15 protein-coding genes are annotated in these 14,305 nt (G+C 49.2%); 5 read left to right on the top strand and 10 right to left on the bottom strand.

Annotation, left to right across the window (positions count from 1 at the left end):
- Nucleotides 1-68 precede the first annotated feature (68 nt).
- From SIB74_RS02525 to SIB74_RS02515, 3 genes are all read right to left on the bottom strand, one after another.
- Entirely contained in the window at nt 69-410 is a 342-nt protein-coding gene (locus SIB74_RS02525; RefSeq protein WP_011825473.1) for a ribulose bisphosphate carboxylase small subunit, read from the bottom strand.
- Nucleotides 411-518: 108 nt separating this feature from the next.
- Nucleotides 519-1,931: a form I ribulose bisphosphate carboxylase large subunit gene (locus SIB74_RS02520; protein ID WP_011825472.1), complete on the bottom strand. Its 1,413-nt coding sequence runs from the start codon at nt 1,929-1,931 to the stop codon at nt 519-521.
- A 69-nt stretch (nt 1,932-2,000) separates the two neighbouring features.
- Nucleotides 2,001-2,312 carry a BMC domain-containing protein gene (locus tag SIB74_RS02515; protein ID WP_011825471.1) on the bottom strand — a complete coding sequence of 104 codons (312 nt, stop codon included), beginning with the start codon at nt 2,310-2,312 and terminating at the stop codon, nt 2,001-2,003.
- A 346-nt stretch (nt 2,313-2,658) separates the two neighbouring features.
- On the opposite strand from SIB74_RS02515, the gene SIB74_RS02510 reads away from it, so the two are divergent.
- Complete coding sequence (locus SIB74_RS02510) at nt 2,659-3,252, top strand: non-canonical purine NTP pyrophosphatase (RefSeq protein WP_063396391.1); 594 nt, start codon at nt 2,659-2,661, stop codon at nt 3,250-3,252.
- Here the strand turns inward: SIB74_RS02510 and SIB74_RS02505 are convergent.
- On the bottom strand, nt 3,249-4,019 hold the full coding sequence (locus SIB74_RS02505; RefSeq protein WP_063396126.1) for a hypothetical protein: 771 nt from the start codon (nt 4,017-4,019) through the stop codon (nt 3,249-3,251). The two genes, SIB74_RS02510 and SIB74_RS02505, sit on opposite strands and share 4 nt — an antisense overlap.
- A 101-nt stretch (nt 4,020-4,120) precedes the next feature.
- Between SIB74_RS02505 and SIB74_RS02500 the strand changes: the two genes are divergently transcribed.
- On the top strand, nt 4,121-4,522 hold the full coding sequence (locus SIB74_RS02500) for a hypothetical protein (protein ID WP_063396127.1): 402 nt from the start codon (nt 4,121-4,123) through the stop codon (nt 4,520-4,522).
- A gap of 55 nt (nt 4,523-4,577) precedes the next feature.
- Here SIB74_RS02500 and SIB74_RS02495 read toward each other — a convergent pair whose 3' ends face one another.
- The 5 genes from SIB74_RS02495 to SIB74_RS02475 all read right to left on the bottom strand — a co-directional run bounded on the left by SIB74_RS02495 (nt 4,578) and on the right by SIB74_RS02475 (nt 9,042).
- Nucleotides 4,578-4,856: a hypothetical protein gene (locus SIB74_RS02495; RefSeq protein WP_231906084.1), complete on the bottom strand. Its 279-nt coding sequence runs from the start codon at nt 4,854-4,856 to the stop codon at nt 4,578-4,580.
- A 324-nt stretch (nt 4,857-5,180) separates the two neighbouring features.
- Entirely contained in the window at nt 5,181-5,321 is a 141-nt protein-coding gene (locus SIB74_RS02490) for a hypothetical protein (RefSeq protein WP_231906085.1), read from the bottom strand.
- 490 nt (nt 5,322-5,811) lie between these two features.
- Nucleotides 5,812-6,093 (bottom strand): P-II family nitrogen regulator, encoded by a 282-nt coding sequence (locus SIB74_RS02485; RefSeq protein ID WP_011825463.1) that lies wholly within the window; start codon nt 6,091-6,093, stop codon nt 5,812-5,814.
- Between the two features lie 4 nt (nt 6,094-6,097).
- Nucleotides 6,098-7,123, bottom strand: a complete 1,026-nt coding sequence (locus tag SIB74_RS02480) for a sodium-dependent bicarbonate transport family permease (RefSeq protein ID WP_063396128.1) — start codon at nt 7,121-7,123, stop codon at nt 6,098-6,100.
- A 200-nt stretch (nt 7,124-7,323) separates the two neighbouring features.
- Entirely contained in the window at nt 7,324-9,042 is a 1,719-nt protein-coding gene (locus SIB74_RS02475; protein WP_063396129.1) for a SulP family inorganic anion transporter, read from the bottom strand.
- Between the two features lie 188 nt (nt 9,043-9,230).
- Here SIB74_RS02475 and SIB74_RS02470 point away from each other — a divergent pair, with 188 nt between their 5' ends.
- From SIB74_RS02470 to bchL, 3 genes are all read left to right on the top strand, one after another.
- Complete coding sequence (locus SIB74_RS02470) at nt 9,231-10,487, top strand: ferredoxin:protochlorophyllide reductase (ATP-dependent) subunit N (protein WP_063396130.1); 1,257 nt, start codon at nt 9,231-9,233, stop codon at nt 10,485-10,487.
- Between the two features lie 7 nt (nt 10,488-10,494).
- Nucleotides 10,495-12,105: a ferredoxin:protochlorophyllide reductase (ATP-dependent) subunit B gene (locus SIB74_RS02465; RefSeq protein ID WP_063396131.1), complete on the top strand. Its 1,611-nt coding sequence runs from the start codon at nt 10,495-10,497 to the stop codon at nt 12,103-12,105.
- Nucleotides 12,106-12,310: 205 nt separating this feature from the next.
- Nucleotides 12,311-13,201, top strand: coding sequence for a ferredoxin:protochlorophyllide reductase (ATP-dependent) iron-sulfur ATP-binding protein (gene bchL / locus SIB74_RS02460; RefSeq protein WP_063396132.1), 891 nt, complete (start codon nt 12,311-12,313; stop codon nt 13,199-13,201).
- A 29-nt stretch (nt 13,202-13,230) separates the two neighbouring features.
- On the opposite strand, the gene SIB74_RS02455 is transcribed toward bchL, so the two are convergent.
- Nucleotides 13,231-14,235 carry a protochlorophyllide reductase gene (locus tag SIB74_RS02455; protein WP_063396133.1) on the bottom strand — a complete coding sequence of 335 codons (1,005 nt, stop codon included), beginning with the start codon at nt 14,233-14,235 and terminating at the stop codon, nt 13,231-13,233.
- Nucleotides 14,236-14,305 lie beyond the last annotated feature (70 nt).

Here is a 14,305-nt window from a genome sequence, read left to right as displayed (position 1 = left end):
GCCTCTGATGAGAATTAATAGCCCCGAAAAAACTCGAGGCTATTAAGGAATAGATGCTGAAACTAAAATCAGCGTCCTTCAAATACTACGAATGCAGTTCCTTGACTTTGGGTGTAAGCGTCGTAACCGACCATGCGAACATGGTGGTCTGGGTATGCACGATGGCAAGCCTCAAGCTCACTGACGACCGCATTCAGATCCTTCTCGCCAAAGAAAGGTAACTTCCAATAAGACCAATAGGTCTGCATGGAACCGCTTGGATGAACGTGCTCAATCACAGGGCTCCATCCCTGAGCAATGATGTAGGCAATTTGATCGTAAATTTCGTCCTGGGTCATCGGCGGTAAAAAGCCGAAGGTTTCCAGGGTGGCGACTGTTTGATAGTCACCAACTGTGCTCTGGAAAGGCATGGTGAACCTTGGAATGTGGATATGGGGGGGCCAATACAATTAAGTGTTGACCTAACTAAATCTGAGAAGAAGTTTTGAGGAGACAAGTGTCTCCTCAATTAAGCCGATCTACTGAACGTCGAGTTTGTCGACAGTGTCGAATTCGAACTTGATTTCTTTCCAAGTCTCAAGTGCGATCGCAAGCTCAGGGCTGTGCTTCGCCGCTTCCATAAGGATGTCGCGACTTTCCTTCTCGATCTCACGACCTGCATTGCGTGCTTTCACACAAGCTTCAAGTGCGACTCTGTTAGCAGCTGCACCAGCAGCTGACCCCCATGGATGACCATGGGTACCACCGCCGAACTGCAGGCAGGAGTCGTCTCCGAAAATTGCCAGCAGCGCTGGCATGTGCCAAACGTGGATACCACCAGAGGCAACAGCAAAGACTCCAGGCATGGAACCCCAGTCTTGGTCAAAGAAGTTACCGCGATTGCGGTCTTCTGGAACAAAAGACTCACGCAGGTTGTCGATGAAGCCGAGGGTGGTCTGACGATCACCTTCTAGCTTGCCAACCACAGTTCCTGTATGGAGCTGGTCACCACCGGAAAGACGCAAGCACTTAGCAAGCACACGGAAGTGAATTCCGTGTTTGGGATGACGGTCAATCACCGCATGCATAGCGCGGTGGATATGCAACAGCATGCCGTTTTTACGACACCAATTCGCCAAACCAGTGTTGGCTGTAAATCCACCAGTGATGTAGTCATGCATGATGATTGGCATGTCGAGTTCTTTGGCGAACTCGGCGCGCTCATACATCTCTTCAGGAGTCGTCGCGGTGCAATTGAGATAATGACCTTTGACTTCTCCAGTTTCTTGTTGTGCAAGCTTGACAGCCTCAGCAACAAACTCAAAGCGCTCGCGCCAACGCTGGAAAGGCTGAGAGTTGATGTTCTCGTCGTCTTTGGTTAAGTCGAGGCCACCACGCAGACACTCATAAACAACACGTCCGTAGTTTTTACCAGAAAGGCCAAGCTTTGGCTTAATGGTGCAACCAAGCAAGGGGCGACCGTACTTATTCAAACGATCGCGTTCTACGACGATGCCATTAGGAGGACCACCGCAGGTCTTAATGAAGGCCATCGGGAAGCGAATATCTTCCAGACGAAGATGGCGAAGTGCCTTGAAACCGAAGACATTACCGACCAAAGAGGTCAGAACGTTAGTGATTGAACCTTCTTCAAAAAGGTCAAGTGGATAAGCAATGAATGCGTAAAAAGATTCCTTATCTCCAGGGACATCTTCGATGCGATAGCAACGGCCCTTGTAAAACTCAAGGTCAGTTAGTAGTTCTGACCAAACTGTGGACCAAGTACCTGTTGAAGATTCAGCAGCCACAGCAGCAGCAACTTCCTCTCTTGGCACTCCTTCCTGGCCAGTGACCTTGAAGCAGGCCAGCAGGTCGGTGTCTAGGGGTACATAATCGGGAGTCCAGTAGGTGTCTCTGTACTCCTTAACCCCAGCGTCGTACTTCTTGCTCATGGAATAGCTCCTTTTAAGTCGGTATAGAAGGTTGAGATAGCGCGGCTCTTAGAGCCATCGCAGAAGGCCTCAGTCCTTCTGACCTACGAAATTGCCGTTGCCTAGCGCAGGCTCAACTTCGCGATGAGGGCGAGCAATGATGTGCGCTGCCACAAGGCCGTCTCCTACACGCTCGCAAGCATCAGCGCCAGCACGGACAGCAGCGTTCACAGCGCCTGTTTCGCCACGCACGAGCACGGTGACATATCCACCACCGACAAACTCACGACCAATCAGGCGCACTTCAGCTGCCTTGGTCATGGCATCAGCAGCTTCAATTGCTGGCACGAGGCCGCGGGTTTCGATCATGCCTAGGGCGATGCCCATGGTTTCGTTAGCCATTGCCTACCTGAAGTGATGAATGGAATGTTCGCAATGGACAATGCTCTGCAGCCCATCCTTCCGTCAAGCAAATTTGACCAAAGAAGGGATCACCATCAGTAGTCGCATGCATAAGCCAAGCTAATCACCCTGCCCAGGACTGTTTTAAACGGCTGTTGTTTTTTTTGTCAGCGCTTGCCCACATTTGGTTGCCAGTTGACTGGAATCTCTTTTTTTCGACCCAGGCCAAGCTCGTAGACATTGCCCAAGCAAAGAAGTCTTCAAGAAATCCTGACTCAAGCATTCCCAAGTGATCTATCCCTAAGCCTCCCTTCCAGCAGAATAAGAGCGATAGGTTTTTTTGATTTTGGCTCAACCACTGCTAACAATTGCGAGTGGGAACACCCACAAGGTTGCCGAAATCGAGGCAATGCTGGGTCCACTGCCGATCAATGTGCAAAGGCAACCGAGTGATCTAGATGTTGAGGAAACCGGTTCAACTTATCTAGACAATGCTCTGCTTAAAGCTCGAGCGGCAGCCGAACTTTTAGGGGGATTGGTTATCGCTGACGACTCTGGTCTTGAAGTTGATGCTCTTGATGGTGCCCCAGGGCTTTTCTCGGCCCGCTTTGCCCCAAGCAATCAAGAAAAGATCAAAAAAATCCTGGCAACCCTTGAAAACAACCCATATCGGAGTGCCCGCTTCTGCAGTGTGATGGTTCTATGCGATTCACAAGGTCATCTCCTCAAGGCCGCCGAGGGGATCTGCTGGGGGGAACTGCTTAAAAAACCTGCTTACCAAGGTGGTGAATTCGAATCACTTTTTTGGGTAAGAGAAGCCAACTGCACCTATGGAGAAATGAACCTCGAACAACTATCAAGACTTGGCAGCCGCGGAAAAGCCGCTCGAATTCTTGCCCCTTGCCTTCGACAACAAATCGGACTTGAAACGATTAGCTAGCGATTGATTTGATCGATGGCTCGCATTGCCGCCGCTGCAGCCTCTTCAACATCCCCTTCTTTACCCGCCAAAGTGAGCCTGCCAAAGGCGCCAACGCCTTTCACGTCAACGATGGTGATATTGGAGGCCTTCTCAGCTTCATTGGCAGCAATCAACACATACCCGGCTGGTTCGGTTTCAAGAATGAACATGCTCATTCCCGCCTCAATCATCGAACCGCGTCGGTTTTGGCGATTAATCAAAACAGCGTGATCTGGGGTTATCGCACGGATCACCTCTGTCCAGCTCACATCACAAGAGCTTCTCTGACTAACCCTGCTGCCAATGGCATCCAAAACAACATCGCCAGAATGGAGCACCGTGCTCTGATCACGGTGGTAGAGGGCCAAAGAACCAAAAGCCCTTTCCACAACCATTTGACCGAGCCGAACATTGCTCGCTTTAAGGGCAATATCAGTCACTCGATGGACAGCCATGCCTGGTGAGACCTCCATCCACAGGCAAGCATCACCAGGAATCGGTAAAAAGCCTTGACTCACCGTGCCCATGTAGGCAGCTAGCTGAGGCTGAAGTGAATCGAGGAAAACATACGTCCGCAATTCAATTTGCTGCACATGACTATTTTGACGGCCAACCCTTGCTGTCTCCGAATCAGTCGTAATGACGCAGCTTGCCCCTGAGGCCTGAGGCAAAACCTCAGTTCCTGTCACCAGCGAGCTTCCACCTTGACGCCGCTCCCGAATTTCTAAGCCCGCAAATCGCTGCATGGCGGGGATAATACCTTGTGATTGAACATATCTTTCAAACGCACTGCTCTTGCAAGTGGCCTTAAAGCCGATACCGTCCAAATCAATGATTGGGATGGACTATGGCCACCATGCAAGAAAAAAAATCTGAATCTACAAACCTTCCAACAGACCTAAAAGCAGAGCAAGCACTGGGTTTAATTGGTTTGGGCCTGATGCAAAAAATGCGGGAAGGTGCAAATGAGTGGACATGGTCTCAAGCTGAGACTGGCGGACAAGCCGATCTTTTAGCTCTGCGACAACGCCTCGAGCTCACATCTTTGGCCATTCAAACTGGTGCTCCACTGAGCACAGCTGAGGTGTCAAAGCTTCTTGGTGCGAGACCCGGCTCAAAGGAAGTCACACGAGGAGGGCTGATCGCAAGGCGAGTCAGCAGAAACGTTTGGAAGCTCAGCAGTTCCGACAAAACTCCAGAGCGCAATGTTGATGGATTCAGCGGCGATGGATTCCGTCGCCGCCTGTGAATCCTTCAAAAATTAATCATCAAACTGATCAATCTCCAGAAGAGATTGTCTTTAATCATTCATCTTCTGACTCGTCTTCATCTTCTGACTCTCCTTTATCCGACTGTTCAACATCTATGCAGACCGTGGTTGCCATCAATTGTTCTCTGGCCGCAATCACAGGAGCAACTTTACCCTTGAGCTGATCAGCAGCTTCAGCAAGAGTCAGATCCTTATTCTCACGTATCTCGTCGACAGCGTCGCGGAAGATCTTCACCTGGTCACGATACTCACTGAATTCAGCCTGGCCAAGCTTCTCCTCAGCAACATCAAGGGTCTTTAAAGCCTTATCCAATGTTGTCCAGCCTTTTCAGCCTGGGCAATCGTGGATTCAGGAGTCAGCGCATTACCCACCGCTACAGCCTGATCAACTTGATTTCGAACAGAGCAAACCAGCTCAACATCCTCAGCTACTTTGATTTCATCATTGGCAGCTTTCTGGCTAGATGACTAACAAGAAGCAAGAGTGAGAGATAAAGCTAGAACAGCCGGTAAAAAGCGAACTGCAGCCATCAATCCAAAAAATCAATTCTCTTAAATTTAGTCAGGTTTCATCTGCACTTAAAAAAATCTAAGTACAGACACACTGCATTGTGATAGAAAAACCTACGATCGAAGGTCAGCTCCTTCCCAACCAGGACGGAGCTCCGCCAAACCATTCGCCAAGGTCTTCATCCTCCGAGCAGTAGTCATCATCTGGTTCGGACGATCCAAGCTCAAGACCATCAAGCAACTGATCGATACCATCACGAGGTTGCAATTTCTGTTGCTCTCTCCTCGCTCTATGCAACCAGGTTGCAACAGTTTGGTTTCGGTCAGCAAACTTATGAATATAGATTCGTTCACTTAAGCTAACAGGTTGATCGCTTGCAACTCGAGCAAGAATCTCTTGCAGGCGCAGGCGAGTATCTCTAGATAACATCTACATAAATAGACCTGATTACGTAATAGTAGAACTAGAAGTAAAAGCCTTCGAACCAACCAGATTGCTTTCAAAATGATACATGTATCTTAACACTCATCTTTCGACTAAATCTTGCCGCTAATTCTCTCAAATTACACAGCTAATCTCTTGACTAGATGAAAGTAGGTGATATCTAATCAAGAACTCTACTTGGCTTCCCATCTTCTTCAAGCAAGTACTTAGCTTGATCGAAGAAGATCGTCTCTCAAGAGTGAATAAGAGAAGATAGGCTGGGTTTAAATAACCAACACAATGCTAACTCTTTAAACTTATGAAGCTCTATTATTCAGAGTGGCGAAGCCTCCGCAACATAAGCGACACCACCATAATAGTTAAGTATGGGATTTATCGTTACACGCAACTTATCAAGAACTTCTATCTCGCAGAAGACAATCACATGAGCATTTGCCCCAAGGCCACTAAAATCCATGCCCTCTGTCACATACGTATCAGGCCCTCTACCAGTTACAGGCCTAATGACTGAATAGCCAGGTGCCCCAGCTTTATCAAGAGCTTCAATCACTGAATCAAGCTCTCTCTCACTTACTATCAAATCTAGGCGTTTCATGGATTTAAGCTGCTGAAGGAATTAGCTTGTAAACCAAACCCATATATAGTGGGATGCCAATCGTATGATTAAAGGGGAAAGTTAATCCCAAGGCGCTAGAGATGTAATATCTTGGATTGGCCTCTGGAACTGTCATTCGCATTGCCGTAGGTACGGCAATATACGAGGCACTAGAGCACAAAATAATAAACAAGAGTGCATTGCCATACCCTAAACCAAGGGCCCTAGCAACAAGGCCTCCAATTAAAGCATTGAACATTGGCATCAGAATGGCAAAAAAGACAAGAAACGCTCCTGCTTTTTTGAGGTCTTTAAAACGCTGCGCCGCAACGATTCCCATGTCCAGCAAGAAGAAGCACAAGACTCCATAGAAAAACTTATAAACGAATGGTTCCATCTTCTCTACACCAGCAGGACTATAGACAGAAGAAATGAAACCAATTACAAGGCTACCTGCAATCAAATAGACATAGCCATTTAGCATCGATTCATGCAGAACTTTGCCCCAGTTCATTCCAGTTCCATCAGAGCCAGGACGTGCCTGACGGGTACCAAGGCGAACTAGGACCAAACCAACGATGATTGCCGGTGATTCCATTAACGACAGTGGGGCGACCATAAATCCGTCATAAGAAATATTTTGTGCCTGAAGAAAACTCTCAGCCGCAATAAAGGTCACTGCACTAATTGAGCCATATGTCGCTGATATTGCTGCTGCATTAAAGACATCAAACCTCAATCGCAAAATACAGAAGCAAATCAGCGGGATGACCGCCGCCATTAAAACAGAAACAGTAATAGTTGGGATGACTTGACCACCGAAACCATCTTTCGCCAAAGCCATGCCACCCCTAAAGCCAACGGCCATCAACAGATAAAGCGAAAATAATTTCGGCAGCGGCGCAGGAATCTCAAGGTCAGCATTCAAGAAAACTGCAATCGCACCCAAGAAAAAAAATAAAACCTTTGGTGATAAAACATTTGCCAGTATGAGCCCTGCATCAAGTGCCGTTGCGGTTGCTGTGATCATATAAAGAAGTTGCGGAAGATTTGGTATGTTTTAGACAATGACTGGGCAAGATGTCGTTGAAAGAAGCTTAGACAATTTTTTACATCATTCAAAAGCCTAAGATCTTACAAGGCAGATTATATCATTGTTTTTATCAAAGATCCCAACCCCATGAAGGTGGTCTCATGAGGCTGGGATCTCTAATAAGTTGCCACTTACTCTTATAAGTCAGCCAGGGCGGCTTCAAGAGCTTGAGTTCGGTTAGTCATCAACCCTTGCACATCAAACTTCTCAAGTCTCTTGCGGACCCTCTCGTTTGCAGCAACAACATAAGCTTTCCTTGAATGGTTTTTTGCCTCTTGAACCATCTGTTCAATGGCCAAAGTTGCAGTAATGCCAAGCCGAGGAACTTCAGTAATATCAAGGATCAAAACCTTGTAATTACGTACCAGAGCCATTCGTTCTGTGATTCCCGAAGCAGCTCCAAAGCTCAAGGGTCCACGCAGACGGAATAACATCACCTGCCCGCCACAGCGATCAAGCAATGCTTGTTCGGAAGGAGGTAAAGATGGCTCTTCAGCTTTAGCCGCAGCAGCTGATTTGTTATCAACATCACCATCCATCAAACGATTATCAGCATCCATTCCTTCCAATTGAGCTTGTGTCAACGAATCAATGGTTAATAGGTTTGCGACAAAAACACCAACCAAAACTGCTGAGATTAAATCCCAGAAGACTGTCATCAGCAAGACGCCATACATGACAACAGCTGTTTTGATCGAAAGTCGATGAGCTCTAAGCAAGAAGCTCCAATCAATGATGTCTAGACCTACCTTGACCAATATTCCTGCAAGCAAAGAAGTTGGAATTAAAGCTGCGAACTGACCTGCTCCATACAAAACAATCAAAAGCACAATGGAATGCACCATTCCAGACAGTGGCGTGCTTCCTCCAGATTTGACATTGATCACCGTCCGCATCGTTGCACCGGCGCCAGGCAGTCCGTTAAATAAGCCAGATATTGAGTTACCAATTCCTTGACCAATCAATTCTCTGTCTGAGTTATGACGAGTTTGAGAAATGTTGTCTGCAACCAGTGATGTCAAGAGTGAATCGATTGCTCCCAAAACTGCAAGCACTAAGCCTGATTTGATGATCAAAGGTAGAAATGCTGGGTCCCAGCTGGGCAAAGAAAAGCCCAGGCCACCTTCAGGGATCGTGCCAATACGCGGTAGCTCATCGATGCCTCGGGCTGCAAGGTTCGCGTCATTGAACAGCACAACCGAAAGGGGAGTAACGATCAATAAAGCCAACAACGGTGAAGGCACCCACTCGGTGAGACGCCGAGGTGCCAAAAAGACAATGGCCAAGGTCATCACAGCCACTGCTACCGCGCCCCAGTTGGGTTGAAAGTTTGCCGACAACTGAGTCAGGCAAGCAATCACACCGCCCTTGGTTGAGATGCCAAAGAGAGGTCCAATCTGAAGAATGAGGATGATGACCCCAATCCCAGACATAAAACCAGACACCACTGAATAGGGCACAAGCGTGATGTAACGACCCAGTCGTAAGACCCCAAACAGAATTTGGAATAGACCTCCAACAACAACTGCGGCCATCACCAGGGGCAAAAGCTCGCCTGGACCATCAACCGTTGGCAACGCTGTGGAAATACCAACAGCAGCAAGAGCGGCGACAACTCCTGCCACAGTGACGCTCATCGGTCCAGTCGGGCCGCTGACCTGAGATGGAGTGCCTCCAAACAGCGCTGCGAAGAAGCCAACAATCACCGCTCCGTAGAGACCGTAGATCGCGCCTCCATCGCCAAGGGCAGCATTGCCAAATGCGAGGGCTAAAGGCAGCGCCACCACCGCAGCGGTCAATCCGCCTAATAGATCTCCGCGAACATTGCGCAGATGAAATCCATGGATCAATGCCAAAACGTAGTGCTCCTGCCCACTTGACTTGAACAAAACAATATCTGGCTGGGGGCCCCTCCTCTATAGAAAGAGCGTCAATGTGTCCGGCCTCTATAACAAAAAGCTTTTCTCGATCCCGAAGAGTTTATTAACTCCCGCAGATTTGTTCATTCATCAAGCAAATTGTTATAGCGATTTTGGAGCAGCCCATGGGCAGCACGACGCTGCTAAAGGAAAGCGGACCTCGGGAGGTTTTCTGTGGCTTGACGTCAATTGTTTGGCTGCATCGACGGATGCCCGATGCCTTCTTCCTCGTAGTGGGCTCACGCACCTGTGCCCATCTGATCCAAAGCGCCGCAGGCGTGATGATCTTTGCGGAGCCACGTTTTGGCACTGCCATCCTGGAAGAGCGAGACCTCGCTGGACTGGCAGACGCCCATGAAGAGCTTGATCGGGTGGTGAACGACTTGTTAGCGAGACGTCCTGAAATTCGCACCCTCTTTCTGGTGGGTTCCTGCCCCAGCGAAGTGATCAAGTTAGATCTAGCAAGAGTTGCCGAGCGACTCAATGGACAGCTTCAAGGCGGCGTTCGCGTGCTGAATTACTCAGGAAGCGGCATTGAAACCACCTTTACTCAAGGAGAGGACGGTGCGCTCAAAGCCATGGTGCCGTTGATGCCTAATAGCAACGAAGCCCAGCTTCTGCTTGTTGGCACCATGGCCAACGCAGTTGAAGATCGTCTCAAACATCTCTTCGAGCGCCTCGGCATCCCCTCAGTGTCCAGCTTGCCGCCAAGGCAGTCGACTGATCTGCCATCCGTAGGGCCTGGCACCCGTGTTCTGCTAACCCAGCCCTACTTAACTGACACGGCTAGGGAACTTAAAGACAGAGGCGCCGAGATCCTTCAAGCGCCTTTCCCTCTGGGCGCTGAGGGAAGCCGACTCTGGATGGAAGCGGCAGCCCACGCTTTTGGTATCAATGGCAGTCACGTTGCAACCATCCTTGAACCTTTGATGGTGCGCGCCCAAAAGGCTTTATCGCCCTACAAAGAGCAACTGGCTGGAAAGCGAATTTTCCTGATGCCTGAATCCCAGCTGGAAATTCCACTAGCACGTTTCCTTCACAGAGAATGTGGAATGGAACTTGTAGAAGTTGGAGTTCCTTATCTCAATCGAGACATGATGCAGTCTGAATTGGAGCTGCTGCCGCAAAACACACCAGTGATGGAAGGACAACATGTGGAGAAGCAGCTCGACAGGGTTAGAGAGCAGCGTCCTGATCTAGTTGTCTGCGGTATGGGTTTGGCAAATCCCCTTGAAGCGGAAGAGATTGCAACGAAATGGTCAATCGAATTGATCTTTAGCCCCATCCACGGCATTGATCAAGCTGCAGACCTCGCCGAACTGTTTGCAAGGCCACTGCATCGCCGCGACCTTCTCAACAACCAACTCCTCGTAAGCGTCTAAAAAAACAATGGAACTCACTCTCTGGACCTATGAAGGCCCTCCTCACGTAGGAGCCATGCGCATCGCTTCCTCGATGGAAGGAGTGCATTATGTGTTGCATGCCCCGCAAGGAGATACTTACGCGGATCTGCTGTTCACGATGATCGAGCGACGCGGACGCAGGCCCCCCGTGACCTACACCACCTTTCAAGCCAGGGATCTAGGAGGAGATACTGCTGAATTGGTCAAAGGTCATCTGCGTGAAGCCGTGGAGCGCTTTAACCCCGAAGCACTCTTAGTGGGTGAAAGCTGCACCGCTGAGCTCATTCAAGACCAACCCGGCTCGCTTGCTTCAGGCATGGGTTTCAACATGCCTGTTGTGGGTATAGAACTGCCGGCCTACAGCAAGAAAGAAAATTGGGGTGCCTCAGAAACGTTCTATCAACTCGTGCGAGGCATCCTCAGCAAGCAGCCTTCTGAGCAATCTGGCTTCAGTCATAGCCCTGTTGCATGGAAAAGCGAAGGACGCCGGCCCAGAGTGAATCTCTTGGGCCCAACCCTGCTCGGCTTCCGCTGTAGAGACGACATTCTCGAATTGGAAAAACTGCTCAATCAACACGGCATTGATGTACATGTTGTTGCTCCACTTGAAGCAAGGCCAGCCGATCTAATGCGGCTGCCCAATGCTGATCTGAATGTCTGTCTTTACCCTGAAATCGCAGAAGCAACTTGTCTCTGGCTTGAGCGCAATTACGGCATGCCGTTCTCCAAAACAGTGCCGATCGGAGTGGGTGCCACCAAAGACTTTTTAGAGGAACTCCATCAATTGTTAGAGATGCCTGCACCCAATCCAGGCGAAGGTGCAGAGCAATCGCGACTGCCTTGGTATTCACAGTCTGTGGATTCCAACTACCTCACCGGCAAGCGCGTGTTCATTTTCGGCGATGGCACCCATGCCATTGCCGCAGCAAGGATTGCTGATCAAGAGCTGGGTTTCAAAGTGGTGGGTCTTGGCACCTACAGCCGCGAAATGGCCAGACCGGTGCGAGCTGCAGCGAAGGAACTAGGACTTGAAGCACTCATCAGCGATGACTACCTTGCCGTGGAAGCTGCCATGGCAGAGGCAGCACCCGAACTTGTGCTTGGCACACAGATGGAGCGGCACAGTGCCAAACGACTGGGTATTCCCTGTGCAGTCATCAGCACACCGATGCACGTGCAAGACGTCCCTGCCAGATACAGCCCACAAATGGGATGGGAAGGTGCAAACGTCATTTTCGATAGCTGGGTGCATCCATTGATGATGGGCCTTGAGGAGCATCTAATCGGCATGTTCCGCCATGACTTTGAATTTGTGGATGGTCATCAAAGCCACTTAGGACACCTAGGCGGACATCAGAGCCAAACGGAACAACAACAAAGCCAAGCAGCAACCAATCCATCAACGCAATCAAATGCAGATTCCTCATCTGAGGAATCACCTCTCTGGACCCCAGAGGGAGAAGCAGAGCTCGCAAAGATCCCCTTCTTTGTACGCGGAAAGGTTCGTCGCAATACGGAAAAGTATGCGCGCCAGGCTGGTTGTAGACGTATAGACAGCGAAACCGTTTACGACGCAAAAGTCCACTTTCGGGCTTGAGTATCAGAAAAAAAAATAGAGAACCCACTAGCCATTGCAAGGAGAAAAGGGGATGAGTGTTTACACTCATCTTTCTCCAATGGCCAATCCCTTTGTCTCGAAAAGCAAGCAAACCTTGGAAGAAGTTGTATCGAATTTGTTATGAACCAGCAGAGATAGATCCATTGGCCTTGAATAACAATACGAACTTGAGCAAGATCACTCAATGACCACGACCCTGACACGACCAGCCGATGGCGAAGGCAGTGTGCAAGTTCAACAGGATGCTTCTGTTCGTATTCAGGAAGGGGCCCTGGTAATCGCGGTTTATGGGAAAGGTGGAATTGGTAAATCCACCACTTCCTCCAACCTTTCAGCAGCATTCTCCAAACTCGGCAAACGAGTGCTGCAAATTGGTTGTGATCCCAAGCACGACAGTACTTTCACGCTTACGCATCGCATGGTGCCTACGGTGATCGACATCCTTGAAGAGGTTGATTTCCATAGCGAAGAGTTGCGACCAGATGACTTCATGTTTGAAGGCTTCAATGGAGTCAAGTGTGTCGAGAGTGGTGGACCTCCAGCTGGCACCGGTTGCGGTGGTTACGTGACTGGGCAGACCGTAAAGCTGCTTAAAGAGCATCACCTCCTGGAAGACACCGATGTGGTGATCTTCGATGTCCTTGGAGACGTGGTCTGTGGCGGCTTCGCTGCACCCTTGCAACATGCCAACTACTGCCTCATCGTCACCGCCAACGACTTTGATTCGATTTTTGCGATGAATCGCATTGTCGCTGCTATTAACGCTAAAGCGAAGAACTACAAAGTTCGCCTTGGCGGAGTCATTGCAAATCGTTCTGCCGACTTAGATCAAATAGAAAAATTCAATAAAGAGACAGGGCTGAAAACTATGGCTCATTTTAAAAACGTTGATGCAATACGTAGATCAAGACTTAAAAAATGCACAATTTTCGAGATGGACTCATCAGAAGAGGGGGTATTGGAATGTCAAAATGAATATCTTTCACTAGCACAAAAAATGCTCGATAATGTTGAGCCTCTTGAAGCGGAACCTCTCAAAGATCGTGAAATTTTTGACCTGCTTGGCTTTGACTAACCTCTAAAAGGAGCAAAGCCCTTGATCATTTAAGTCAAACCAACCAATTTCATCGACAATTCCCAGACACGTTTTGCGGTGATGGGATCTGTCGCCCTTTCCGATAGTTCCTGTCGGAAACTTTCGCGGTTCTTCTTCTGACGATTGCCCCAACTCCAATGCACGCCTGATACACCAAACTCTGGATTAGTGACAACCTGTGCAACCCGCTGACCAGCCTTGGCCTGGGTGACATATCCACCAGTAATCAGCCTCTGGAACAAAGGGAAAATAAACCGAAAGAGCTTTGGTGTATAGCGAAATAACGGTGTGTCTGCCACACAACCAGGATAAAGGGACGTAAATAGAATTCCTGATTCTTCATGTAGGCGCCGATGGAGCTCCTGCGTGGTGATCATGTTGCAGAGCTTGCTGTCTTTATATGCCTTGCCAGGCTTGAAACTTTTGCCACTCGCCATACTGATAGGCGCATGAAACCCTTGCTCAAAACCTGAAAGATTACCCAAATCAGCCGGTGCAGGAATCGGGATCTTGCCGCCAAGCTCCTTATAATTAGCGGTAACTGTGCCAAGAATGACCACTCGGGCAGCAGACAAATAAGAGCCACGCTCTGATTGGAAGACTCTTGCTTTACTGAGGTTCTCAAGCAAAAGTTGAATCAGCAAAAAATGCCCGAAATGATTGGTTGCCATCGAGAGCTCATAGCCCTGAGCTGAGCGTTTCGGTTTGCTCAGCCTGGGCTGATAGACCGCGGCATTACAAACAAGCGCATCCAACGGTTGTTCGAGCGAGTCGAGAAGGGTCTCGACTCCATCGCGAACGCTCTGGAGATCACTCAAATCCATCCTTAGATGATGAAGTTGACTGGCTGGGATGCCTACCCTCTCGGCAGCGGCAACAGCCCGCAATGGATGTCGATTTGCAGTGATCACCTGCCAGCCTCGATAGACGAGTGCCTTGCAGGCATACAACCCGACTCCAGAGGTCGTGCCCGTGATTAAGACGGTGCCTGGAGAAGCTTGAGAAGAAGCCATCGACGCAGCCTTGAGAGCAGCAGGTTGGTATAGCTATAAAACTAAGCGCTGAGCTTCACTCTCGACGCAA

Source organism: Prochlorococcus sp. MIT 1306, from assembly GCF_047304515.1.
Taxonomy (GTDB): Bacteria; Cyanobacteriota; Cyanobacteriia; order PCC-6307; family Cyanobiaceae; genus Prochlorococcus; species Prochlorococcus marinus_D.
The sequence above is the reverse complement of the archived record's forward strand: the minus strand, read 5'-3'. Positions and strand labels throughout refer to the sequence as shown.

Coding starts and splice junctions, on each gene's coding strand:
- SIB74_RS02525 (WP_011825473.1), bottom strand. CDS start 410: ATGCCTTTCCAGAGCACAGTTGGTGACTATCAAACAGTCGCCACCCTG.
- SIB74_RS02520 (WP_011825472.1), bottom strand. CDS start 1,931: ATGAGCAAGAAGTACGACGCTGGGGTTAAGGAGTACAGAGACACCTAC.
- SIB74_RS02515 (WP_011825471.1), bottom strand. CDS start 2,312: ATGGCTAACGAAACCATGGGCATCGCCCTAGGCATGATCGAAACCCGC.
- SIB74_RS02505 (WP_063396126.1), bottom strand. CDS start 4,019: ATGCAGCGATTTGCGGGCTTAGAAATTCGGGAGCGGCGTCAAGGTGGA.
- SIB74_RS02500 (WP_063396127.1), top strand. CDS start 4,121: ATGGCCACCATGCAAGAAAAAAAATCTGAATCTACAAACCTTCCAACA.
- SIB74_RS02485 (WP_011825463.1), bottom strand. CDS start 6,093: ATGAAACGCCTAGATTTGATAGTAAGTGAGAGAGAGCTTGATTCAGTG.
- SIB74_RS02480 (WP_063396128.1), bottom strand. CDS start 7,123: ATGATCACAGCAACCGCAACGGCACTTGATGCAGGGCTCATACTGGCA.
- SIB74_RS02470 (WP_063396130.1), top strand. CDS start 9,231: ATGGGCAGCACGACGCTGCTAAAGGAAAGCGGACCTCGGGAGGTTTTC.
- SIB74_RS02465 (WP_063396131.1), top strand. CDS start 10,495: ATGGAACTCACTCTCTGGACCTATGAAGGCCCTCCTCACGTAGGAGCC.
- bchL (WP_063396132.1), top strand. CDS start 12,311: ATGACCACGACCCTGACACGACCAGCCGATGGCGAAGGCAGTGTGCAA.
- SIB74_RS02455 (WP_063396133.1), bottom strand. CDS start 14,235: ATGGCTTCTTCTCAAGCTTCTCCAGGCACCGTCTTAATCACGGGCACG.